16 protein-coding genes are annotated in these 24,891 nt (G+C 40.7%); 12 read left to right on the forward strand and 4 right to left on the reverse strand.

Annotation, left to right across the window (positions count from 1 at the left end; genetic code table 11):
- Window positions 1-75: 75 nt before the first annotated feature.
- The 3 genes from IPO83_11760 (at window position 76) to IPO83_11770 (ending at window position 7,061) form a co-directional block, all read left to right on the forward strand.
- Window positions 76-1,974, forward strand: coding sequence for a hypothetical protein (locus IPO83_11760; GenBank protein MBK9731941.1), 1,899 nt, complete (start codon window positions 76-78; stop codon window positions 1,972-1,974).
- A gap of 368 nt (window positions 1,975-2,342) precedes the next feature.
- On the forward strand, window positions 2,343-6,644 hold the full coding sequence (rpoC, locus tag IPO83_11765) for a DNA-directed RNA polymerase subunit beta' (GenBank protein ID MBK9731942.1): 4,302 nt from the start codon (window positions 2,343-2,345) through the stop codon (window positions 6,642-6,644).
- 96 nt (window positions 6,645-6,740) lie between these two features.
- Window positions 6,741-7,061, forward strand: a complete 321-nt coding sequence (locus IPO83_11770; protein ID MBK9731943.1) for a DUF3467 domain-containing protein — start codon at window positions 6,741-6,743, stop codon at window positions 7,059-7,061.
- Window positions 7,062-7,257: 196 nt separating this feature from the next.
- Here IPO83_11770 and IPO83_11775 read toward each other — a convergent pair whose 3' ends face one another.
- Window positions 7,258-8,856 (reverse strand): T9SS type A sorting domain-containing protein, encoded by a 1,599-nt coding sequence (locus IPO83_11775; protein MBK9731944.1) that lies wholly within the window; start codon window positions 8,854-8,856, stop codon window positions 7,258-7,260.
- A 354-nt stretch (window positions 8,857-9,210) separates the two neighbouring features.
- Here IPO83_11775 and IPO83_11780 point away from each other — a divergent pair, with 354 nt between their 5' ends.
- Window positions 9,211-10,206 carry an acyl-CoA desaturase gene (locus IPO83_11780; protein MBK9731945.1) on the forward strand — a complete coding sequence of 332 codons (996 nt, stop codon included), beginning with the start codon at window positions 9,211-9,213 and terminating at the stop codon, window positions 10,204-10,206.
- A gap of 208 nt (window positions 10,207-10,414) precedes the next feature.
- Here the strand turns inward: IPO83_11780 and ruvC are convergent, their stop codons facing one another.
- On the reverse strand, window positions 10,415-10,999 hold the full coding sequence (gene ruvC / locus IPO83_11785; protein ID MBK9731946.1) for a crossover junction endodeoxyribonuclease RuvC: 585 nt from the start codon (window positions 10,997-10,999) through the stop codon (window positions 10,415-10,417).
- Window positions 11,000-11,212: 213 nt separating this feature from the next.
- Between ruvC and IPO83_11790 the strand changes: the two genes are divergently transcribed.
- From IPO83_11790 to rfaD, 8 genes are all read left to right on the forward strand, one after another.
- Window positions 11,213-12,004 carry a DUF3108 domain-containing protein gene (locus tag IPO83_11790; protein MBK9731947.1) on the forward strand — a complete coding sequence of 264 codons (792 nt, stop codon included), beginning with the start codon at window positions 11,213-11,215 and terminating at the stop codon, window positions 12,002-12,004.
- 128 nt (window positions 12,005-12,132) lie between these two features.
- Window positions 12,133-14,775, forward strand: coding sequence for a T9SS type A sorting domain-containing protein (locus tag IPO83_11795; GenBank protein MBK9731948.1), 2,643 nt, complete (start codon window positions 12,133-12,135; stop codon window positions 14,773-14,775).
- Window positions 14,776-15,081: 306 nt separating this feature from the next.
- Window positions 15,082-15,894 carry a DUF2807 domain-containing protein gene (locus tag IPO83_11800; protein MBK9731949.1) on the forward strand — a complete coding sequence of 271 codons (813 nt, stop codon included), beginning with the start codon at window positions 15,082-15,084 and terminating at the stop codon, window positions 15,892-15,894.
- Window positions 15,895-15,949: 55 nt separating this feature from the next.
- Window positions 15,950-16,486 carry a sigma-70 family RNA polymerase sigma factor gene (locus IPO83_11805; protein ID MBK9731950.1) on the forward strand — a complete coding sequence of 179 codons (537 nt, stop codon included), beginning with the start codon at window positions 15,950-15,952 and terminating at the stop codon, window positions 16,484-16,486.
- Between the two features lie 9 nt (window positions 16,487-16,495).
- Window positions 16,496-18,760: a hypothetical protein gene (locus IPO83_11810; GenBank protein MBK9731951.1), complete on the forward strand. Its 2,265-nt coding sequence runs from the start codon at window positions 16,496-16,498 to the stop codon at window positions 18,758-18,760.
- Between the two features lie 315 nt (window positions 18,761-19,075).
- Complete coding sequence (gene ychF, locus IPO83_11815) at window positions 19,076-20,173, forward strand: redox-regulated ATPase YchF (GenBank protein MBK9731952.1); 1,098 nt, start codon at window positions 19,076-19,078, stop codon at window positions 20,171-20,173.
- A gap of 146 nt (window positions 20,174-20,319) precedes the next feature.
- Window positions 20,320-20,721: a four helix bundle protein gene (locus IPO83_11820; GenBank protein MBK9731953.1), complete on the forward strand. Its 402-nt coding sequence runs from the start codon at window positions 20,320-20,322 to the stop codon at window positions 20,719-20,721.
- Window positions 20,722-20,828: 107 nt separating this feature from the next.
- On the forward strand, window positions 20,829-21,794 hold the full coding sequence (rfaD, locus tag IPO83_11825; GenBank protein MBK9731954.1) for an ADP-glyceromanno-heptose 6-epimerase: 966 nt from the start codon (window positions 20,829-20,831) through the stop codon (window positions 21,792-21,794).
- Between the two features lie 267 nt (window positions 21,795-22,061).
- On the opposite strand, the gene IPO83_11830 is transcribed toward rfaD, so the two are convergent.
- Together IPO83_11830 and IPO83_11835 are read right to left on the reverse strand one after the other, a co-directional pair.
- Window positions 22,062-22,916 (reverse strand): DUF2911 domain-containing protein, encoded by an 855-nt coding sequence (locus tag IPO83_11830; GenBank protein ID MBK9731955.1) that lies wholly within the window; start codon window positions 22,914-22,916, stop codon window positions 22,062-22,064.
- An 85-nt stretch (window positions 22,917-23,001) separates the two neighbouring features.
- Window positions 23,002-24,795 (reverse strand): CRTAC1 family protein, encoded by a 1,794-nt coding sequence (locus IPO83_11835; protein MBK9731956.1) that lies wholly within the window; start codon window positions 24,793-24,795, stop codon window positions 23,002-23,004.
- Window positions 24,796-24,891 lie beyond the last annotated feature (96 nt).

Genomic DNA, 24,891 nt, shown 5'->3' on the forward strand with positions numbered 1-24,891 from the left:
ATTTATATCCTTAATTGCAAATGCAGGTTAATTAATTTCTAACTCCCGATGCTTCGTACAGCTTTTCTTAATTCAATGAGAGCAATAGTAGAAAGGGAAAAGCAATTGCCACTATTCATTTTAGCTTTATATTATGTGATCATGGTTTCCATGGCTTTTATTAGAAAAGGCACAGGAGATGACGGTGACAGCATTTACCATTATTTGTTTTCCAGGTATGCATTTATTCATCCTCAAAATTTCGTGGATCATTGGGCCAAACCTGTCTATGTTTTTTTTTCTGCACCCTTTGCACAATTTGGATTTGCCGGCATAAAAATTTTCAATGTCACAGTAACTACGTTGGCTATATTTTTCACGTATAGAATCACGCAACTGCTGCAGGTAAAAAACGGTTGGTTTGCAGTGCTTGCATTGTGTTGTGCACCCATGTACATACGGCTTTCCCTTTCCGGTCTTACGGAACCTTTGTTTGCGCTTTCACTTGTGATTGTAATTTTTCTTGCGCTTCGGCAAAAGTTGGTGTATGCAATGCTGCTTGCTTCTTTTCTTCCATTCATGCGCTCCGAAGGATTGGTGATTCTTATAGTGTGTATAGTTTTTCTTTTATTCAAAAGAAGATATAAAATCATCCCACTGCTTGCAACCGGCCATGTTGTTTATAGCCTGATAGGTTGGTTTTATTACCGTGATTTTTTATGGGTGTTTAATAAAATGACGTATGCCGTTTGGAACAGTTCTTATGGCTCAGGATCTGCGCTCACATTCATTTATGGCATGAAGGATTTTATCGGATGGCCGCTCGTCGTCTTATTTTGCATTGGTACATTGACCGGTTTGGTATGGACTTTCAAAGATCTTTTCGGTAGACAGAAAAATTTAATTGCAGAAGAGCTTTTGCTGGTGTATGGAAGTTTTTTCAGTATTTGGATCAGTCACATGATTTTTTGGTCATGGGGACTGTTCAATTCATTGGGACTCATAAGGGTATTAATTGCTGTAGTTCCATGTGCCGGCATTATTTGTCTGCATGGATTCAATTGCATTGTTGAATGGAAAATAGTGTCCGCAAACGGTATTTTAAAAAAATGTGTCATAATGGTTATGGTGGTTGCCGTTTTCATTAATCCATTCCTGCAACTGCAATCACAGTGCGCATTTGATTTAAGTGGAAATCAGCAAACAATCCTGAGAGCTGCTGAAAAATATAAGGACCAACTGAATGATTACACCATTTATTCATCATCCGGTTATGCTGCTGTTGCATTCGGCTATGATATTTTCGATAGCACACGATATAGAAAATTGCAGGAGATTCACCAGGAAAAACAGATGGCCGTGAAAAGTGCAGTTATCTGGGATGATTTTTACGCACCTAACGAAACAAAAACAGCACTCGCTAATTTGATGGTGGATGAGCGTTTTGAATGGCTTGATACTTTTCAATCGAAGGATTGTTTGGGTTATCTCAGCCAGTCTGCGGTCTTTTTGTATAAGGGTGAATTAAAAAGCAACTGGAAAGTAGCTGACACGCTTTTCACAAATGAATTTGAAAACGAAAAATCAGATGGCAGAGATTCGGTTATTGTATTTTCCGGCAAGTATTCCTGTCGTGTAAATGAGTCGAACGGATATGCACCGGGATTCACAACCGAAGTTCGCCGGCTTGGTTTCTTATTGCCGGGAACAATACAAGTAGGTGCGATGTTTTATGCCAGTCAGATTCCTTTTGATCAGCAAAAGCATGCTGTTTTTGTTATTTCACTGGAGCATAATAGCGAGGTTTATTTTTGGAAGGGATTGGATATTGACAATGAAATTCGTGATCTTAGAATCTGGAAGAAAGTCGTCTTCAACATTCAGATTCCTGTTCCTAAAGATTCTGTTGATGTGCTGAAAGTATATGTCTGGAATCCGCATGCTGCTGTCATATATCTGGATGACCTGTCTGTTTTGAGAATAGAGCCAAAGTGAAAGCAGCAATTTTTGATTGCTGAGTTGCGGCAGTTAGGCGCCGATGATATATTTCCTTTGTTTAAAAAGGCATTTTACCCAAAACTGATTGATCAAAGCGACCTTTAAGTCAAAACTTCCTTAAAGCCTTTAAATACCTCTTTTTTCTTCAAATCCGTTGCACTTTTTCAGAAAAAGAATCCTATCTTTGCCGTTCTTTAAAATCGGAGGCGTTTACCATTGGTTATCAATCACTTCCCCATTCATCATTTTTCGCTATTGCAATACAATTATAGACACCTGCTTATTTAAGGTGTTAGAAGCATTTTGCTGCTTCGTCTCCTTGATTCGACTACCAGTAACTGTTAACGAATAACACAAATCATCATATGCCTTTCAAGAAAGACCTTAAAATCAAACCCAACTTTACCAGAATCACCCTGTCACTGGCTTCTCCGGATTCCATTTTAGAGCGATCATATGGTGAGGTGTTGAAACCGGAAACAATCAACTACCGGACGTACAAGCCTGAACGCGATGGTTTGTTTTGTGAGCGGATATTCGGCCCGGTGAAAGATTACGAATGTTATTGCGGCAAATACAAACGTATTCGTTATAAGGGTATCGTATGCGACCGTTGTGGTGTGGAAGTTACAGAAAAGAAAGTACGTCGCGAACGCATGGGCCACATTAAGCTGGTTGTACCGGTGGTTCATATCTGGTATTTTAAATCGCTACCTAATAAGATTGGTTACCTTCTTGGATTATCTTCCAAAAAACTGGAAACCATCGTCTATTACGAACGCTATGTAGTAATTCAGCCCGGCATCAGGGATGACAAGCAATATCTTGATCTGCTTACTGAGGAAGAATACCTCGAAATACTGGAGCAACTTCCCAAAGATAATCAGCATTTGGATGACATGGATCCGAAGAAGTTCCTGGCTAAAATGGGTGCAGATGCTGTTCGTGACCTGTTGGCACGTATTGATCTGAATGATCTTTCTTACCAGTTGCGTCATCAGGCTGCCAATGAAACTTCCCAACAACGTAAAGCGGAAGCCCTTAAACGTTTGAGTGTGGTGGAAGCTTTCCGCGAAGCAAATGAAAGAACCACCAACCGTCCGGAATGGATGATCGTGCAATATTTGCCCGTTGTTCCACCGGAATTACGTCCGTTGGTACCATTGGATGGTGGCCGTTTTGCCTCTTCTGATTTAAATGATTTATACCGTCGCGTAATTATCCGCAACAACCGTTTGAAGCGTTTGATCGAAATTAAAGCGCCGGATGTAATTCTGCGGAATGAAAAACGGATGCTGCAGGAAGCTGTCGATTCATTGTTCGACAACTCCCGCAAATCAAATGCTGTGAAAGCAGAAGGTGGTCGTGCCCTGAAATCATTGAGCGATGTGCTCAAAGGTAAGCAAGGTCGCTTCCGCCAGAATCTTTTGGGTAAGCGTGTTGATTATTCAGGTCGTTCTGTAATTGTTGTCGGACCTGATCTTAAACTGCACGAATGCGGAATTCCAAAAGACATGGCTGCCGAATTGTTCAAGCCATTCATCATTCGCAAACTGATTGAAAGAGGTATTGTGAAAACGGTGAAGTCAGCAAAGAAGCTGGTAGATCGGAAAGAACCTGTAATCTGGGACATCCTCGAAAATATTCTGAAAGGCCATCCTGTAATGTTAAACCGAGCACCTACACTGCACCGTCTATCCATCCAGGCTTTCCAACCTAAACTTATTGAAGGAAAGGCTATTCATCTTCATCCATTGGTATGCGGCGCCTTTAACGCGGATTTTGACGGTGATCAAATGGCGGTTCACGTGCCGCTTAGCAATGCTGCGATTCTTGAAGCGCAGTTATTGATGCTTTCTTCTCATAATATTTTGAACCCACAAAACGGTTCGCCAATCACCCTTCCTTCACAGGACATGGTATTGGGTCTTTATTATACTACTAAAGGAAGAAAGAGCGACAGCGTATTGAAGATGAAAGGCGAAGGAAAGGCCTTCTATTCTGCAGAAGAAGTAATCATCGCTTATAATGAAGGCAAGGTTGATCTACATTCCTGGATCAGGGTGAAAGCAAGAGTGAAAGAGAATGACACTTTTTCTGATAAACTGATTGAAACGACGGTGGGTCGGGTGATCTTCAACCAAATGGTGCCTGAAGAGGCCGGTTACATCAACATGTTGCTCACGAAAAAAGCACTTCGCGACATCATTGGAGACATCATCAAAGCAACAGATATTCCTACTACTGCAAGATTTCTTGATGATATCAAGCAACTTGGTTTCACCATGGCATTTAAAGGCGGGTTGTCATTCAACTTGTCTGATCTTTTGATTCCTGATAACAAACAGGAAATGTTGAAAGGCGCACAGGATGAAGTAGATGAAATCACGAATAATTACAACATGGGTTTCATCACTAATAACGAACGTTATAATCAGGTGATCGATATCTGGACCCGTGTGAACAACCGTATTTCTGAAACACTGAATAAAGCACTGGAATTAGATCGCCAGGGATTCAACAGTGTGTACATGATGCTTCACTCCGGTGCACGGGGTTCTAAAGAGCAAGTGCGTCAGTTGGGTGGTATCCGCGGATTGATGCAAAAACCACGTAAATCCGGAAGTTCAGGAGGAGAACTGATCGAGAATCCGATTCTCGCCAACCTGAAAGAAGGACTGAGTGTATTGGAATATTTTATTTCCACACACGGTGCACGTAAAGGTTTGGCCGATACAGCTTTGAAAACAGCGGATGCCGGTTACCTTACGCGTCGTTTGGTGGATGTTGCGCAGGACGTGGTGATTATGGAAGAAGATTGCGGAACGCTTCGTGGTATTCCTATATCAGCCCTGAAGGACAATGACGAAGTAGTAGAACCGCTGTACGATCGTATTGTAGGTCGCGTGAGTTTGTACGACATCATTGATCCTCTTACGGATGAATTAATTGTAAATGCCGGTGAAGAAATAGATGAAGACATCGCTGCAAAAATTGAAAATACAGCTATTGAAACGGTGGAAATCCGCTCGGTGCTCACCTGCGAATCCCGTAAAGGTGTTTGCGTAAAATGTTATGGACGTAATCTTACCTCTGGTCGCAGAACAGAACTCGGCGATTCGGTTGGAATTATCGCGGCGCAATCCATCGGTGAACCTGGTACACAGTTAACACTCAGAACTTTCCACACCGGTGGTGCTGCTTCCGGTATGGCCACTGAGTCTGAGTTGAAAGCTAAGTTTGATGGTGTAGTGAAATTTGAAGACGTGAGAACTGCAACGTTCACTAACGGAGCAGGAGATAAAGTGGTGGTAGCAATAGGTCGTGCCGGTGAAGTGCGTATTGAAGATCCAAAGTCTGATCGCGTGCTGATTTCGAATCACGTTCCTTACGGTTCATTTATCGTAGTGAAGGAAGGTGATAAGGTGACCAAGGGCAAAACCATCTGCACCTGGGATCCTTACAATGCAGTTATTCTTTCTGAGTTGAAAGGACAGATTGAATTCGATAACATCATCGAAGGCATTACTTTCCGTGAAGAAATGGATGAGCAAACTGGTCATAAAGAGAAAGTAATTATTGAAACGCGCGATAAGACGAAAATTCCAACTATTAAAGTTATTGGTAAGAACAAAGAGCATAAATCTTATAACATTCCGGTTGGATCACATATCAATGTAGAAGAAGGAGAAGATGTGGAAGGTGGAATGATACTCGTGAAAATTCCAAGAACGCTTGCGAAACTTCGCGGTGATATCACAGGTGGTCTTCCACGTGTAACAGAATTATTTGAAGCGAGAAATCCTTCGAATCCTGCTGTTGTAAGTGAAATTGACGGCGTTGTTTCTTTCGGAGCTGTTAAGCGTGGTAACCGTGAAATCATCATCGAATCAAGAGATGCTGATCAACGTAAATATCTCGTACCATTGTCTAAATTGTTCCTTGTTGCGGAGGGTGACTACGTAAAGGCCGGTCAGCCATTGTCAGAAGGAGCGATAACACCCAATGATATTCTTGCCATCAAAGGACCAAATGCAGTGCAGGAATACATGGTGAATGAAATTCAGGAAGTATATCGTTTACAAGGTGTGAAAATTAATGACAAGCACATTGAAACGATCGTTCGTCAAATGATGCGCAAGGTGCACATCGAAGATCCGGGAGATACACGTTTCCTCGAAGGAGAAGGTGCAGACAAGTTTGAGTTCCTGATAGAGAATGAGGAAATATTTGACAAGAAGGTGGTGACAGAAGCAGGTGCTTCACAAAACCTGAAAGTGGGACAGATCGTAACACTTCGTCAGATTCGTGAAGAGAATTCGATGCTGAAACGCCAGGATAAACCGATCGTGGAATTCCGCACTGCAATGCCTGCAACTTCAAGTCCGTTGCTGATGGGTATAACACGTGCATCTTTAGGAACGAAGAGTTGGATTTCAGCAGCGTCATTCCAGGAAACTACTAAAGTGCTTAGCTCGGCATCTATCAATGCGAAAGTGGATGTGCTTGGCGGGTTGAAAGAAAACGTAATCATCGGTCACCTCATTCCTGCAGGTACAGGTTTGCGCGATTACGAAAACATAGTTGTGGGTTCACAGGATGAATACGATAAACTCGTGGCTTCCAAACGAGAACTGATGGGCGAGGTTCCCAGTCTTGATGAATGATATTCTAAAATGTAAATGAGTCAGATAATTTCAGAGCCGCCCTTGTAAACCGGGGCGGCTTTTTTCTTTTAACTTTGAAGCAAATAAATAATCAAAATGGATCCCAAAGACAAACAACAAACGCAAAATCAAATCAATATTGAGCTGAGTGAAGAAACCGCCGATGGTATTTACTCCAACCTCGCCATCATTCAACATTCCAATCAGGAATTCGTACTTGATTTTATTAAAGTGATGCCTGGTGTTCCCAAAGCGAAAGTAAAAGCTCGTATCGTCCTCACACCGCAACATGCAAAACGTTTCATGCGTGCCATGGCTGATAACCTGCGCAAGTTTGAATCGATGTACGGTGAAATTCAGGAAGCGGAAGACATCAAGATTCCGATGAATTTCGGACCTTCTATTGCACAGGCCTGAATGTTGTTTTTCAATCAGTATCAAAGCCATCAATCCTGATTGCCTTTGCCAATTCTTTTTGAATATCCCGACAAGAATTATAACAAGTCCATTTGCAATTGGTGATTTAAGAAGTTTTTGAGAGACTTCGGGAATAACCTAAGTCTCTTCTATCACTGCAAAAATCATAGATAAGGATTGATCGGGATTGCCAATCTCATTTTATTATCATCAACTTCTTTGTGATGATATTTTCTCCGGAAATAAAACGGACGGCATAAATTCCATTGGTAAGATGTGCAGCATTAAAATAGACCTGTTGGTTGCCCGTTGAAAATATACCGTCAGCAAGAGTGGCTATTTCTTCACCAAATAAATTGACCAGCGTTATTGCAACACGTTGTGATGTATTTAATGAAAACCGGATTTGTAAATGATCATATACTGGATTTGGAAAAATATTAAAATCGTCAGTTAGCATATTGGACGCTGTACTGGTAGCAAAATCCGGAGTCAGATAAACCCGGAATACCAGGTTGCTTGCATAGGAATAACCTTCATTCGCTTTATTGGTATTAATGCCGCCGTAGAGGTAACCGATCAATTGCTTACCGTTGAGGGCGCTTAGTTTTAACACCCCGTTTTCATATTTTGGAATATTCGTAACGGGAAAAAAATCTGCATTGGCTCCATAGAGTCCGGATAATTTCACCGGCAAAACAGTTTCTGTTGTACTGTCATTTTCAAAACGGATAACTGTGGTAATGTCATTGATAAACGGCACAAGTGTGTCTTCTTCCTGGATATTGGAAGTATCGTTGCAATCATATAAACTAATGCCTCCAAAAAAAGTAGTGTACATGGTATGTGTTACTGAATCGAAGCACGGAATCACAGGACAGGTGTACTGACTCATCTTCTGTTCAAAGAAAGTATCCGTGATGACTGCTGTTTCATTAATATAAACCGGATTGAGGTAAGGAAGATTTTTGTCATACTGAAATACGCCGCCGTATAATCCGATAGATTCACTCCCATCACCATTTATTAACGGAATCGCATTGAAGTCACGGCGATGAAAATTTATGGTGTCTGTGTGCTTGCTGAAATTGGTGATAGAAATATTTGTTCCATCATCCTCAAGTTGAAAACTGCTGATGCTGTTGGTGTATTTTTGAAGGAAGGAATTGGTTGGAAGTTTAGTGTATAATCCGGTGAAATTATGACCTGCCACCAGGAAGAAGGTAGCTCCGATTTTTTGAAGAGCACCTCCCGTTACTGACAAGACGGTATCTGAAATCTGCCTGATATATGGTGACAGGTTATTGTTGCCGGAAACAACTTCGTTAATTACAGCATCAACATTAATTGCGGTAAGTGTCGGGAAGGTGATTTTTGAATTCGTCAAGGAATCAAATCCGTAACCGCCAACAATATATAATTGATTGCCTTGCTGAATAAATTCTGCATTGCTTACCGAAAGCGAAGTGCGAATGGAATAGGGCAATAATGTGACGGAAGCTGACCACACCTGCCAATCGTCGGTATCAATTACTATAATCGATTGATTTGCTTCAGCAGGAGCAAAGGCGGAATTGGGAAAAAAACTGTGTAAACCATCAATTCTGCCTGTAACAATCAGCCATTTGTCATCCGATACAGCTTTTACGTATGAATGTATTCCGGGCAATTGTGGTGCATCAACCTGTTCTAGTTCAATAGTAAAGGGTGGCAAAGGACCTTGTTGTGCATAAGTATAACTATAAGCCAATATCAGGAATAGGACCGTGTTACAGATTGACTTCCGTGAGATCATACTTAAAATTAATTACGTTAATGGCCGCAAATTGGAAAATTATGCGGAAAGAACGCCTGCTAAATTGATAATGCTTGCTTTTTGTTGTTACTATTCAACATTTCTCCGTTTCTTATGTTATGGACGAGATTAATGAGCCATATTGAATTCAATTTCCTGCATAAGGTCTTTCAAAATTTATGGCTTTTTTTGACTACCTTGCGTCATCTTTTTTAACGAAAAACGTTCCTCACCTTGTCATTAGCAAAATTAAGTTTTCAGCAGAGCAGCGGCGACCGTTTTTATTCAGAAGTAAAATCCAGGGTCAGTAAATATTTTGAAGACCGCAAGTTGTCGTCGCATGCAAATGCGCAGATGATCATTAAGACGATTGTGATTTTTTCTGTCACCTATGGTTCATATGGACTGATTATCGCTGATTTCTTACCCATGTGGTCAATGTTCCTGTTGTGCATTTTAATGGGAATGGGAATTGCCGGGTTGGGTTTTTCTGTGGCGCATGATGCTATTCATGGTGCTTATTCTTCCAATTCAAAAGTAAATGCTGTTCTTGGTCTTACGATGAACCTGATTGGTGGAAACAGGTATGTATGGAGCATTACCCATAATGTCGTACATCATACTTATACCAATATTCATGAGTACGATGAAGACCTCGAACTTGCACCTTTTATCCGTTTATCTAAGCACAAAGACTACAAACCTATTCATCGCTTTCAACACATTCTGGCTTTTTTAGCGTATTCTTTGGCCACCATTTTCTGGGTGTTCCTGAAAGATTTCAAGAAAATTTCGCAGGATGATATCGGACCTTACAAAAATAAAAAACATCCGGTTTCGGAAATTATCATGTTGATTTTATTTAAACTAATTTATTATACCTACACTATTATAATTCCATTGTTGGTAATGGATATCACCTGGTGGCAGTTCATCATTGGTTTTCTTACAGTGCATATGGTGGCTGGATTTATCTTAGGCATCGTTTTTCAATTAGCGCATACCGTAGAAGGCACTGAGCATATTAAGGATGACGGAGAGGGTACGATGGAAGATTCATGGGCTGTGCATCAAATGCGCACGACCAGTAATTTCGCGATGGGCAACCGTTTCATCAACTGGTATGTTGGTGGTTTGAATTTCCAGGTAGAGCATCATTTATTTCCCCGTGTTTGCAGCGTACACTATCCTGCTATCAGCAAAATATTAAAAAGTACAGCGGAACAGTTCGATGTGCCGTATCATTACCATGAAAAATTTGGAGGCGCTGTTCGATCACATTATCGTTATCTGAAACAATTGGGAAGACCCACTCCACGATTAGCGCACTCCAATCAGGAGGCCTTTTAAACCCTTTTTTTTACAGTTCTTCGTCGTAGCGAAGCGGGATTTTTCAAAAGAAAAATCCGGGTTAAAATCATTTATTCATTGAGAGAGTTAATTGAGTTGGCGGTGAACGCACAGCCAATGGTAAAGCCGGCTCCTTTTATGTATTTACAAACGGCTATGATAAATCCGGAAATTATTTTTTTAACCGCTAAATAACCAAATCCTAAGTTCAGGACTTTTTTTTTGTCATCGCGCGTTCCGGATTTTGAAGCAGAAACTGTTTCCATCCGGAGACTTTTTTATCAGTGCTGACAGGAGATTTATTTTGAAAATGGTGACAAACAGCTACGCCCAATGCATCGGTTGCATCGAGTAATAAATACTGATGATCAAATTTTAACAGGTGAGAAAGAATAGCTGCAACCTGTTCTTTCGATGCATTGCCATTTCCGGTAATCGATTGTTTTATTTTCCTGGGTGAATATTCGAAGACAGGAACATCTTCTGAAAGCGCAACAGTAATAGCTACTCCCTGCGCTCTTCCAAGCTTCAACATGGATTGTACATTTTTTCCGAAAAAGGGCGATTCAATCGCCATCTCAGTCGGCTTGTATTTGCGAACAACTTTTCTGATACCATCAAAGATTTCTTTTAATTTCTGATAGTGATCAGGCGCTTTATCCATGTGGAGCACATTGATTTCAATCAGTTTCATTTCTTGTTTATTGATTTCAATCACGCTATAGCCCAGGATATTGGTGCCCGGATCTATCCCAAGAATCACCTTCCTGATGTCCGGTTCTTTTTTCTTCATTGCCTGAGCAAGGTTATTCAATGGAAAATATTTTATGGAAGCAAGTTACTGTTCTTCATTCAATGGCGTAACAGGTAAGCGCATTAAGTGTTAACAAAACTTTATGGTGTCTCAGCCGTTACTTTGACACTATAAGTTCACTTTCAGTCTTGCAATAATGTTTGGTACATTTTTTATCTTAGAGCGTTATAATTTCAAGCAGCAATATATTTCATGAAGAAAATAATTTTTGTCATTGGATTATGCATCCTGGTAAGGACAAGTTCGGAAGCACAAAACGAAAGTGAATGTACTGCCAGGAATACTGCTTTTAGTATTGGTGAACAGGTGTATTATAAGGTATCATACAATTGGAATTCTCTCTGGTTGAATGCAGGTGAAGTTTCTTTTAAGGTGAACGAAGGGTTTTTTAATAATGTACCCTGTTATCACATGGTGGGTTATGGAAGTACCTATAAGTCATATGACATGTTTTATAAAGTGCGTGACACCTATGAATCTTTCATCGACATGAAGACACTTAAGCCGCTCCGGTTTATCAGGGATGTGAATGAAGGTGGCTATACGATCAATCAAAATGTTATTTTCAAGCACAATGAAAAGGAAGCAATTTCATCAAAAGGCACTTTCCTGATTCCGGATTGCGTGCAGGATGTGCTGTCGGCTATCTATTATGCCCGCAATATTGATTTTACGAAGTACAAAAAAAATGACACCATTCCTGTCTCATTGTTTCTGGATGATAAGATTTATCCTGTATATATCCGTTACCTCGGAAAAGAAGTGGTTACTACAAAGAATGGAAAATATAACTGCATCAAATTTACACCACTGTTGATTGAAGGCACGATCTTCAAAGGTGGAGAAGAAATGAAAGTGTGGGTGACTGACGACAACAATAAAATCCCTGTGCGTGTGGAATCGCCGATTATCGTTGGTTCTGTCTATGCAGAATTGTATAAATACTCCGGGCTTCGCAATCCTGTATCTTCTAAGCTGAACTGAATGTTGTTTATCTAATGGTGGCAGTATTCCGGTGCATTTTGAATAGCAGCGGTTTTTTTTGTTAAGAGTATTTGTTCTATTATCACAGCGATAAGAATGATTAATTTTAGAAACTTAACATTGCCTGCATGTTTAATAAATACAACTTCTTCCTTGCTGCTATTACTTTGATGCTGATCACTGCCCTCACTTATATTATTTTTTCTACGACGGAAAAAAATCATGTGGCACAGGCTGATGGTTCTGAATCACCCATAGAGCTAATGGAATGGGAGAAAGCGAGATATGCAGATCCTTCTACAGGCAGCATTCCATCGCAGGCATTGTGGAAGGCTTATCGGGAATTGATTGCACAGGGAAAAATTCCTGCGGCAAAATTTGCTTCACAGGCAACAACACGCACAGGCGAATGGCAACCGGTGAATGATTTTTTTTCATCCATAGCCATTACAAAAATTACCTACGACCCGCAACAACCGCAAACATTTTATTTCTGCACCGGCGAAGGCTGGTACAATGTTGATGCTGCTGTTGGAGCCGGCGTCTGGAAATCTTCGGATGCAGGAAATACATGGGCTCAACTTCCTGCCACCGATACTTCATTATTCAGTTATTGTCAGGATATTGATGTACATCCATTGAGCAGTGATGTATATGTTGCCACTTCCGCCTCGGGTCTCATGCGTTCGCAGGATGGTGGGGCTTCCTTTAAAAAAGTGCTTAATGTTCCGGGAGTACAAAACAACAGTATCTGCGATGTTGAATTCACAAAGAGTGGAGGCATTTTCGCGACCACAGGAATTTTTCAGGCAGGAGCAATTTATTATTCAGCAACAGGAGATTCAGGAACCTGGGTGAAGCAGACGAACGGATTTCCAACAGCAGGAATTTTCAGAGTGGAACTGGCCACTGCTCCTTCAAATGACAGTGTTGCTTATGCTATTGCCTGCACCACTTCCACCTATGGAATCTCAGGATTTTATAAAACGATTGACAAAGGAAACACATGGTTCACTATTCCTGATCCGGGTGGAGATCTAACCTTTGCAAAAAAGCAGGCATGGTATGATATGGTGCTAGCTGTTGATCCTGCAGATGAAAACACAGTAGTTGCAGGTGGCTGGCAACAATGGAGATCAAAGGATGGCGGCAATACCTGGTTTCGGCTTGCACATGGAAATCCGGATTCAACAGCCTATCAGTACATGCATGTTGATCAGCATGCGATATTGTTCCGGAATTCAGACACCATTTATTTTGGAAATGATGGTGGTGTGTGGAAGTCGGGAAATTTTGAGGATGATTTTCCTGATATCTATGAACGCAACTTAGGTTACCGCGTCACGCAGTATTATGCTGGCGACATTCATCCTGCTTCAGGTAACCTTACCATTGTTGGCGGTACACAGGATAATGGCAGCAATCAAATGCAAAATGCAGGCATTAGTCCGCACAAGGTGCTTTCAGGTTATGATGGTGGTTTTTGCGCCATTAATTATGAGCATCCTGAAATTATTTATACCACTAAAAATTCAAATGGCCTTTTCAGAACAACTACCGGAGGTTACAGCATTCCTGATACCATTACGAATGCATATCTGACGGATGCAGATGTTCAATTCATCAATGCGATTGCACTCGATCCCAACGATCCTGAATTGTTGTACATGGCATCCTCAAGTAAAGGATTGTGGCGATTGAAGAACGCGTCTACGGCTACGGATTCCAGTTGGGAACGTGCATCCAAAACGATTGGCGCGATCACAGCAATCGGCATTTCCAAAAGCCAGCCCGGAACAGTTTTTATTGGAAAAGGAAGTGGCGGAAATGTTTATCGTATCGAACATGCTGATACAACAACACTCACACATGCATGGACGGATTGCGATCCACAGAATAATTTGCCTTCGGGCTCTGCCTTCAATCCTGTGTATTGTTCGTGTGTGTATGTAGACCCTTCAGATGTTAATCATGTGTTTGCGGTTTTTTCCAATTATGGAATCAAGAATATCTGGGAAACAAAAAATGCTACAGCGCCGGGAGCAACATGGATTTCTCACGATGGTGATTTGCCAAACATGCCTGTAAACTGGATTTTTCCTCATCCACAACATCCTGAAGTATGTTATATCGCTACAGAACTCGGCGTCTTTTATACGAATAATTTAAATGGTGATAACACGGTGTGGCTTCCCGCTAACCAGGGACTTGCAAACGTAAGAGTCAATATGCTGATTTATCGTCCTGTTGATCAGGTGTTGGTAGCTGCAACTCATGGACGTGGAATGTTTACGGGAACAGTACCGATGGATGGTGTTGATTTTGAAATTCACTGGAATGAACGGGGACCACTGGATGTGGGAGGAAGAACGAGAGCGATCATGATTGATCCGAATGATGCAACCGGGCAAACCATTTGGGCAGGAAGTGTTGCGGGTGGGTTGTGGAAGAATACCGGCATTGATGCGCTGCTTTCGGTGAACGTTAAGCAACCCACTGCCATTAATCAGTCATTAAAAGTATTTCCGAATCCCGTTTCAGTGGAAGGAACGAATATTCTATTTGAAATCCCGGAAACAAAGTCGATCACGGTTTATATTTCAGACAATTCAGGCAAACGCATTGCAACTTTGCTTGATAATAAATTGAGCACAGCCGGACTGCACAATGTGAAGTGGATACCTTCGGATGAATTAAGCAATGGAATTTATTATCTCTGTTTTGTTTCAGGTAAGAAGACCACATTTAGCAAGATGGTATTCATCAGATGATAATGTGTTTACTGTTGAATTATTTATGCAGCACTTTCCTGTATTAATTTCTGTATAGGGTTGAGATTATCGATAAAATTCAAACTCACCCACTCCTTCTTTCTCAAATGTTGAATAACATTTAAAATGCCTTCTATCTGTTCCCGCTGAACTAACTTTGCATTTAAAACATTCCCGAAGCCATTTTTTCAGGAAAATGCCTGAAAAATGAGTTTTTCAGCCAGTTGTAAATTAAAATCCAAGATTTATTTCTTCCACCTGTAACCTTTTAACGTTTCTCCGTTCTAACTCTAAACAAATAATAAAATGAAACTGAATTTTTTTAAAAATGCAATTATACTCAGTGTTTTAGTTATTGCTTTTTCTTCTTGTAAAAAAGATGGTTGGCCCTGTAAGAATGGAAAAGGCGCTATTCAAACTGAATTCAGAAGTGAAACAGGCTTTACACAGATAGACAATGAAATGGAAGCTGAAGTGTACATCAGCCAGGGCACTGAATATGAAATTAAAATAGTGGCGCAGGAAAATTTGCTGGAAGAAATTGCTACCGACTTGAAAGGTGACGAGCTCCAGATTTGGTCAAAGCACTGTTTGAAGAATCACGATCCAATTAAAATATACATCACCATGCCAACACTCTCAAGGGTTGATTTGAGTGGCTCCGGCCTTGTAATAACTACCGGAAATTTTACCGCCAATTCTTTGTCGCTTGTGGTGAGTGGCTCCGGATATTTCCAGGCCCAGGATTCTATATTTACAGAAGACCTTAACCTGACAGTAAGTGGCTCCGGCAAAATAGATTTCATAGGTCAGTCACGTACTGCTAATTCAGTAGTTTCCGGTTCAGGAAATATTACGATGGTTGGAAAAGGTTATACATCAGACACAGGCTTACAAAGTAGCCTTGATCTTACAGTTTCCGGTTCCGGTGCAATCATGGCGTATGCGTATCCTGTACAAGTATGTCACTTCACCATCAGTGGTTCCGGACTCGGACAAGTGAATGTTTCAGACTTGCTGCAAGGAACGATTAGCGGCAGTGGCAGCCTCATGTATATGGGAAATCCACAGTTGGATGTTACTATCGGCGGCAGCGGTTCAGTGATTCATGTTAATTAATATACAGGACTATTTTTTCTGATTAGTAATTTTTCCAACCATTATTTCACCTGTAGTGAACACTGAAGAACAGTCAAAGATTGATGCAGCAAAGAAAGACCCGAAGCACTTCAGGTATTTCTACGACCGGCATTATAAAGAAATCTTTCTCTTTATCTTCCGTAGAACGGATGATGAAGAAGTGTCCGCAGATCTTGCACAACAGGTATTTCTGAAAGCAATGCAGGGCATGGATCGCTATACTTACCGCGGTATTCCATTCTCTGCATGGCTGTACCGGATTGCAAGCAATGAAGTGATGCAGTACTTCCGCGATCAGCAAAAATTCAGAATTGTAAGCATCGAGAATGAAGGTGTGAATGAAATAATGGAGGAAGATTATGGTCACCTCGAAGTCGCAAAAAGAGAAGCTCTTTTTGCAGCCATTAAAAAACTAAATGCAACAGATCTTGAAATGATTGAAATGCGATTCTTTGAAAAACGATCCTTCAAAGAAATCGGCGACATCAAGGGCATCACAGAAAACAATGCCAAGGTGAAAGTGCATCGCATATTGGATCGTGTCAGAAATTTAATTACGGTAGCAGTTTAATTCACGGCCATGAGAAAAATAAAATTCAAAACTGAATATGTGCCGCTGAGCGATGATACCATCAACCGGCATAAAAATTTTGATCTGTTGCTGTCGGCTTATGTTACTGCACCTAAACCGAATTGGTTTAAACAATTCATTCAAAAAAAGTGGACTATGTTTGGAGGAGGATTAATTTCAGGAGCAATTATCACTTCATTGTTTTGGTATAACCAGGATGTTGTTACCATGCATGAACCAATAGTAGAACAAATAAAAAATGAAACAACGATTCAGGACAAGTTGGAGAATCGTCCCGAAGCAGAAGAGCGTCTTTCTTTTAATAAGGACATTACTGCTGATGTTGAAAGTGATGATAAAATTAAAGAAAGTAAAAAGGTTGAACCGTCGGCAACCTCGGTTGCTGTTGACAATAAGACGGGAGCTGCCAAATCCATTGCATTCAATAAATCACCGGTTGTTGCAAAGGAGGTGACGCACGATTCAGTTCAGGAAAACCAAAAGAAAAATGGCAGTGATGAAGCAAATAAATCTTTGTCTGCAAAGAATGAAACCACTGCCGCTGCTGAAATAGTTGGTTTAGCAACCTTACCGGTGGCTGAACCAACCGAAGGGAAAGTGCAGCAGGAAGAACAGGAAGCTGCAAGAGAAGCGGTTGTTTCATCAATCAGTACTGATGTTACTGAAGAAAAAATTGTATCCGCGGAAACTCCAACCACTACAACAGATGCGGAGAGATCAGAAAATAATTTGAACATAGTGGAGCCTGCTGGGGTGATAACTGATGAGCAGTTCTTACCTGCAAACAGCGATGTGCAAAAAAGTGAGCAAGATTCGAAAAGTGCTTTACCGGAAATAGTTGGTGGTGCAGCATTGCTTGCTGCTCCTGATTTTTCACCGGCAACTTCTGTAGCGAAACAGAAGAATTCGAAAGAAGATGCTCCGTCAAAAAAGAATTCAGAAAAAGATTCAACTTCAAATGCATTTCTCGGTATCAGCCTTTTTCATCGCGATAGCACGAAGCATGAAACATCAGATGAAACAAAAAAGGGATGGTTTGTTTTTGGAAAGGATTCTGCCAAACAAAATGAAACGCATGCTGCTACTACGGATTCGGCTCACAGTAAAATATCTGCCGATGAATTGAGCCACGATTCGCTGTATATTAAAAGATATGCGCAGGTTTCTTTTATCACACCACTTAGCAGCAATGGAATTGATGGCTACAAATACATGCATTATTTTTCACTCAATGTGCTGCAGGGTTATAACGGCGCTTTGGAAGGTGCTGAATTTGGTGGACTTCTAAATGGACTGAAAGGCTATGCAATTGGTGCACAGTTTGGTGGTCTTGCAAATTATGTCGGCGGTAATTTGACGGGAGCTCAGTTTGGCGGACTTGCCAATTATGTTGGCGGTTATGCCAAAGGCGCACAATTCGGAGGATTGGTGAATGTGAGTGAATCTTTGGAAGGTGCAGCGTTTGCCGGAATCACCAACATCAGTCGTACGTATGTAAACGGTTTACAAACTGCCGGCATTGTAAATATTGCTGTCGATAGTTTAAATGGTGCACAGATTGCCGGCATTGTTAATATGCAGAGTTCGGACAAGAAATCGAATTCATGGCAGATTGCCGGCATTGGAAACGTATCGCTGGCGAAAACAAAAGGCGGACAAATTGGTGGTGTATTTAATCTTGCCAATCAACTGACCGGAGGACAAATCGGACTTATTAATTTGGGAAAGAAGGTCAATGGATTTCAAATCGGACTCATTAACATTTCAGACACAATTAATGGTGCTGCTATTGGTTTGATCAGCGTAAGTTCTGATGGCATTTTTGATGTGGATGTATGGAGCAGTGACTTCCTGACCTTTAACGGTGGCATCAGGGTAGGAACCAGAAATATCTATAACATTTACGCATATGGCGTTTCACCTTTCAATGATGAACTACCTTTTGGATTTGGAGTAGGAATAGGCGGACACATCCCTTTGAAGAAGTTTTTTGTGGATATTGATGGAATGGCCTGGTCGATGCACCGTAGTTATGTGAGTTTTTCAAGGGTTAATATGATCAACACTTTACGCGTAATGGGTGGATTTACAATCAATAAGTACTTGAGTGTTTTTGCCGGCCCTACCTTCAATGTGAGTGTGCAGGATAACAGGTATGATCCTTTTCTGCCCAATTATTTTTATGAAAACGTGAGTGACAATACTACTGTAAGATTAGCGCCAGGATTTGTTGCAGGTATCAGGATTTTCTGATTTTGATTTGATCACTGATTCAAAAATTTCATTGTTATAAAATGACGTCATTTTTTTTGAACCTCCATATCCTGCAAAAGCTTATCAGGCAAATGATGCGTCGTTAGTTGAATAAAACAACGTTCATTCAAAGTTTCTGAATTGTATTGGTGACCGGCATTGCCGTAACCATATAACCATTTGACCATTTAGTTTTATTCAAAACATAGATTCACATTTGAAAATCCAACCTTTTGAAAGCAAATCCGCCATTATATTTAACCCGATTCTCCCCTTGAAACGATTATATTTGCGCCTCAAAAAAAATAGCGCATCATGGGTTTACAGTGTGGGATTGTAGGTTTACCGAATGTAGGGAAGTCAACTTTATTCAATGCATTATCGAATGCGAAGGCGCAAGCGGCCAATTTTCCATTCTGCACGATTGAACCTAATATAGGTGTGATAACAGTACCTGACCAGCGGCTTACAGAATTGGCTAAACTGGTGAACCCGAAAAAAATCGTTCCCACCACTGTAGAGATTGTTGACATTGCCGGACTCGTGAAAGGTGCGAGTAAGGGAGAAGGATTGGGCAATCAGTTTCTTGGGAATATACGCAGCACGGATGCCATTATTCACGTAGTGCGTTGCTTTGATGACGATAATGTGATTCATGTGGATGGTTCTGTAAATCCGGTTCGTGACAAGGAAATTATTGACACCGAATTGCAATTGAAGGACCTCGAGACTGTTGAGAAGCGGATTGCCAAACAGGAAAAAGTTTCGCGAACCGGTGATCGTGATGCTAAACGAATCATGGAATCATTACAGGCTTATAAATCACATCTGGAAGCCGGAAAATCAGCGCGTAGTGTTTCTTTGAGTGAAGAAGACAAAGCTTCAGTTGCCGATATGTTTTTGCTCACCGCAAAACCGGTGTTATACGTTTGCAACGTGGATGAAGGATCGGTTATTAACGGAAATAAATACACACAGCAATTGATAGCAGCAGTGAAAGAGGAAGATGCGGAATTACTTTTTATCAGCGCCGCTATCGAAGCTGACATTGCACTTTTAGAAAGTTTTGAAGACCGAAAAGCATTCTTGCACGACCTTGGGTTGGAGGAATCAGGAGTTCAGAAGCTGATTCACGGAGCATATCATTTATTAAAGCTGCGCACTTATTTTACTGCGGGTGTTCAGGAAGTGCGTGCATGGACTATTAAAAACGGGATGGTTGCACCGCAAGCGGCCGGTGTTATTCATTCTGATTTTGAAAAAGGATTTATCCGCGCTGAAGTAATTGCTTATGATGATTTCATAAAATATGGCAGCGAAGCAAAATGTCGTGAAGTTGGAAGATTGCGTGTGGAAGGCAAAGAATATGTGGTGGCGGATGGAGATGTGATGCATTTTCTCTTCAACGTTTGAAGAGTTGGAGGGTTTGAAGGGTTTAAGGGTTTGAAGGGTTTGAAGGGTTTATGGGTTTGAAGGGTTTGAAGTGTTTGAAGGGTTTATGTAGTTTGGAATGTTTATCTTGTATTTTCAGTTATTATTTGATATTTAAGAAGCTATGTATGGCAACTATTAAATTGTTTGAAGAGCTTGAAATATGGCAAATGGCAAGAAAATATTCCAAGCTTATTTTTAAGTTAAGCAGCTCTGGGGAATTTTCGCGTGACTTTAAGTTCAAAAGTCAGATTCTTAGTGCCGCGGGATCAATAATGGACAATATTGCTGAAGGATTTGAAAGAGGCGGTAAACTTGAGTTTATCCAGTTTCTTTCAATAGCGAAAGGTTCATGTGGCGAAACGCAATCTCAAGGTTACCGTGCCTTTGACTTCAATTATATTAGTGAGGATGAATTAAATCAACTTGAAATCAGCGCCAAAGAATTGGGTAGTAAAATTGGTAATCTAATTACCTATTTAAATAAATCAATAATCAAAGGATCAAAATTTAAAGACAGAAGGATTTAAAGCAGCGTCAAAAACATTTTAAACCGAAACTGATTTCTTGTAGACTTTCAATAGAAGCCAAAACCCTTCAAACCCTTCAAACTTTTCAAACCCTTCAATCCCTTCCCATGATCATCATCACCGGAGCCGCCGGCTTCATCGGATCTTGTCTGGTCGCAAGACTGAATGAAGAGAAAATTTATCATCTTGGTTTAGTAGATGATTTCTCTTCAGAGAAAAAAAAGCGCAACTACGAGAACAAGCGTTTTCTCAACATCATTGAGCGGAATGAATTTATTGACTGGTTCGACTTGCAGCACGATTCCATTGAATTTGTTTTTCACCTTGGTGCACGAACGGATACGACTGAATTAAGCACGCAGATTTTTGATGACCTTAACCTTAACTATTCCAAAGATATCTGGACGCGGTGCGTGAAGTACAGCATCCCGCTGGTATATGCATCATCTGCGGCAACCTACGGAGCAGGAGAAGTGGGTTACGATGATAATGATGCCATTGTACCACAACTGAAACCTTTAAATCCTTATGGTATTTCAAAAAATGAATTTGATAAATGGGTTTTGCACCAGGCGGAGACACCGCCTTTCTGGTGTGGATTGAAATTTTTTAATGTTTACGGTCCCAATGAATACCACAAATCACGTATGGCATCGGTGATTTTTCATGGATTCAATCAGATCAAAGAAAATGGCAGCTTAAAATTATTCCGATCGCATCGTCCTGATTTTGAAGATGGAAAACAACTGCGTGATTTTGTATACGTGAAGGATGTTACCGAAGTGATGCTGTTCTTTTTTCGCCATCAGATAAAATCCGGCATCTATAACTTAGGAACCGGCAAGGCACGTACCTTTCTTGATTTAACAAATGCAACATTCAGCGCCATGCAACTCAACCCATCTATTGAATGGATTGATATGCCGGCTGACATTCGGGATAAATACCAGTATTTCACAGAAGCGAATATGAAAAAGCTCACTGATTCAGGTTATACAAAACCATTTTATTCATTGGAAGAAGGAGTAAAGGATTACGTGCAACAATATTTATCACAAGGTAAAATATGGTAATCGTTAAAGTTGTATTGATAATTATACAAGCCAATCAAACTTAAAAAGTCACTTCCCGATTGGTTATGATGGTAGAAATTAAGTTGGCGTTTTAAAAGTTGTTATACTTCAAATAAAAACACCGCCATTGTTCAAAGTACGATGACGGTGTTTTTATTTAGTAAGACTATTCTCCGGCTTTGCCGCAACCATTTAGCCATTCAACCATTCAACCATTGGATGAATTTAATAAACAAGTCTCTTCACACTGGCTATTAAGATCTATAATTATTTTTTCCCTTTCGCCATTTCAATGGTTTTTTCATTCTGCTGAATATAGCTGTTGTCATTTTCTTTCTTCGCAAGTTCCATCGCTTGTGTTGCTGTAGCAACAGCTTCTTTATTTTTTTCCATCTTCAATTCCATCTTTGCTTTGGCAGTCATCATCCAATACGCTTCAGGGCGCTCAGCAATCGCTTTGTTCACCCATGCATAAGCCTGGTTGATGTCTTTTCCATTTTCAAAATAGTAATTCGCGGCCTGCCAGTAAGGTGGTTTTTCACCTTTCATTGCTTCATCAATCTGCTTCATGATTTTGGCATCAATATCCGCTGTTACAGAAAAGGTAACGCCTGTTTTCTCCCAGTATAAAGTAATATCACAGGAATTCGGTTTGATGCTGTTGATATCTATTGTAAATGATTCCACGAGGTGAGATAATGTGTATGGCTTAACAGTAAAGCGCATGAAATCAGTTTCTGATTTATAGCCTTCAGAGCCCCAAAGCGTGGTGTCTTTCGAAAGAATGATTACCCACTGTTCTTTTCCGGGAATCGTGTACAATGCATATTTTCCTGCAGGCACATCTTTACCTTCCACTTTCACATCTTCCCCAAATGCGATTTTTGTAGCTGCATTGGCTCCAGTCCGCCAAACCTGGTCGTAGGGTACGAGATCACCATATATCGTTCTGCCCTTTACACCCGGACGACTATAAACAAGGTTGATGGATGAGGTAGCAAACTTTTGATTCACGGTTGCCGTAGGACTTGGAGCAGGGACATTAAGTGTTTGTGCACCGGCAGTAAATGTTCCTGTTAAAGCGATTGCAATCAGTAATAGGGAATAAGCGGTTTTTCTCATGGTAAGTTATTTTTTTTGCAAATATAAACTACCGTCCTGAGAAATGGTTCGCAATAGCAAAGCGCGTGATAATCCTGCAGTACTATCATCGGACGATTATAATTTTAATGCTGGAAAGCGAAGTGGTCGATTGGTATTGACAAGTATAGGTTCCGGCCGGAATATTTTTAACAGACCATTCAAAATCATGAATACCTGCTGCCAGGAAACCTTTGAAAAGTTGTGCTATGCTGTTTCCCATCAGATCAAAAATGATGATGGAACAATTTTCATTTAAATGCGGCACTGTTCTCACTCTGCAAATATCGGACGCAGGATTCGGCTGGACCTGCATGAGAATCGTCGATTTTTCTTTTAAAATTTCATTTAATCCAACAGAGAGTGATTGTAATTCAAGGGCAGTATAAAATTGATTGACTGCGATTCCGGAATAAAAATCCTTCGCGCCTGAAGGCCATTCAATAATGATGGAATCGATCACGGAAGCATTCCCGAATCCGAATTCTACATTCAGTGAATTCATTCCGTTGAAGGTGCTTTGCGCAGATACTTCACGCAGTTGCCATACTGATGTTCCATTGATAATTGCTTTGGCCCGAACCTTTGTGTTGATGGCAGCCTTGTTCGAAACAGTTCCAATCAATTTGATATTGATCCATCGGTTGCCATTGGTCTGATTGTTTCTATAAAGACCTTTGGCACTTCCGGCTGATGATACAAACAAATCAAGATCACCATCATTATCATAATCACCGGCAGTTGCACTGAAATTAGTATTGTCTGTATTCAGAAATGGAAATGAGGTCACTTTCGTAAATAGAAGACTGCCGGTATTCCAGTTGTTCTGATAATAAATGTTGCTTTCAATACCATCATTAATAATAAGGCAATCAAGATCACCATCATTGTCAAAATCTTCCCAAACGTTGGCAAGTGAAATGTTTTCGTCTGTAACAATATCACCAACATCTGAAGAAGTGAGCTTTACAAATGTTCCATCGTCATTTCTGTAAAAATCATTTGGATAGCCATCTGTTGCACCCAATCCAACGTAATTAGTCACAAATCCATCCAGATCACCATCATTGTCATAGTCAATCCAGTTCCATTGCTGTCCATCTCTTGGTTGCGTAAGTGGAGCTTGAATGTCGTCAGTAAAATAAGGAATGCCGTTTTCTGACAAGTTATTTTTATAGAGATAATCCGGTTTAATTGTTCCATCTACCGGACCACTGCCAATAAAAAGATCGATGTCACCATCATCATCATAATCTGACCAGGAAGCTATGGTGAACGGACCTGTTTGCTGACATATTATTGAAGTATCAAGACGTATGAATGTTGCGTCTCCTGAATTGTGAAGAAATTTATTCTTATCAGTAATCCCAATAAAATTTAACGGAGCGGCCAGCACGATATCCGTAAACCCATCATTGTTGTAATCGCCCCAGGCGCAACTCCAGGCACGCAACGCAAGACTGTCTGACAAGGGTCCGTTTAAGTTGCGGGTAAAAGTTCCGTCACCATCATTAGTGAAAAGTGAGGAGCCTCGCAGGTTACCGCCTGAAATAAAACAATCCAGATCTCCATCATTGTCATAGTCGGCCCAACTGTTCCCAAGTCCTGCATTGAGGATTAATCCACTGTTGGTGACTTTAGTGAAATTACCATTCCCCTCATTGTGGTACAATGCTTTTTTAACTACAAACAGATCAAGTCTGCCGTCATTGTCGTAGTCGATCCAACTTGCGCCCTGGTAAAAAGTTTCAGGCGTATCACTGAAAATCGGATTATCCGGATCTGTGATTTTTGAGAACGGCTGTGCATTCGAAAACTGTGAAAGCAAAATGCAGGTTAGAAGTAGAAACAGTGATTTCATTTTGATTGGCTTTTGGGTGAAAGAATAAATTATAGCTAAAAATATTCCCTGAAATGAGCTAAAAGGTTCTCGCCGATAATATCTGACCTGATTATT

The organism is Chitinophagaceae bacterium, from assembly GCA_016717285.1.
Taxonomy (GTDB): domain Bacteria; phylum Bacteroidota; class Bacteroidia; order Chitinophagales; family UBA10324; genus JACCZZ01.

Coding starts and splice junctions, on each gene's coding strand:
- IPO83_11760 (MBK9731941.1), top strand. CDS start 76: ATGAGAGCAATAGTAGAAAGGGAAAAGCAATTGCCACTATTCATTTTA.
- rpoC (MBK9731942.1), top strand. CDS start 2,343: ATGCCTTTCAAGAAAGACCTTAAAATCAAACCCAACTTTACCAGAATC.
- IPO83_11770 (MBK9731943.1), top strand. CDS start 6,741: ATGGATCCCAAAGACAAACAACAAACGCAAAATCAAATCAATATTGAG.
- IPO83_11775 (MBK9731944.1), bottom strand. CDS start 8,856: ATGATCTCACGGAAGTCAATCTGTAACACGGTCCTATTCCTGATATTG.
- IPO83_11780 (MBK9731945.1), top strand. CDS start 9,211: ATGATCATTAAGACGATTGTGATTTTTTCTGTCACCTATGGTTCATAT.
- ruvC (MBK9731946.1), bottom strand. CDS start 10,999: ATGAAGAAAAAAGAACCGGACATCAGGAAGGTGATTCTTGGGATAGAT.
- IPO83_11790 (MBK9731947.1), top strand. CDS start 11,213: ATGAAGAAAATAATTTTTGTCATTGGATTATGCATCCTGGTAAGGACA.
- IPO83_11795 (MBK9731948.1), top strand. CDS start 12,133: ATGTTTAATAAATACAACTTCTTCCTTGCTGCTATTACTTTGATGCTG.
- IPO83_11800 (MBK9731949.1), top strand. CDS start 15,082: ATGAAACTGAATTTTTTTAAAAATGCAATTATACTCAGTGTTTTAGTT.
- IPO83_11810 (MBK9731951.1), top strand. CDS start 16,496: ATGAGAAAAATAAAATTCAAAACTGAATATGTGCCGCTGAGCGATGAT.
- ychF (MBK9731952.1), top strand. CDS start 19,076: ATGGGTTTACAGTGTGGGATTGTAGGTTTACCGAATGTAGGGAAGTCA.
- IPO83_11820 (MBK9731953.1), top strand. CDS start 20,320: ATGGCAACTATTAAATTGTTTGAAGAGCTTGAAATATGGCAAATGGCA.
- rfaD (MBK9731954.1), top strand. CDS start 20,829: ATGATCATCATCACCGGAGCCGCCGGCTTCATCGGATCTTGTCTGGTC.
- IPO83_11830 (MBK9731955.1), bottom strand. CDS start 22,916: ATGAGAAAAACCGCTTATTCCCTATTACTGATTGCAATCGCTTTAACA.
- IPO83_11835 (MBK9731956.1), bottom strand. CDS start 24,795: ATGAAATCACTGTTTCTACTTCTAACCTGCATTTTGCTTTCACAGTTT.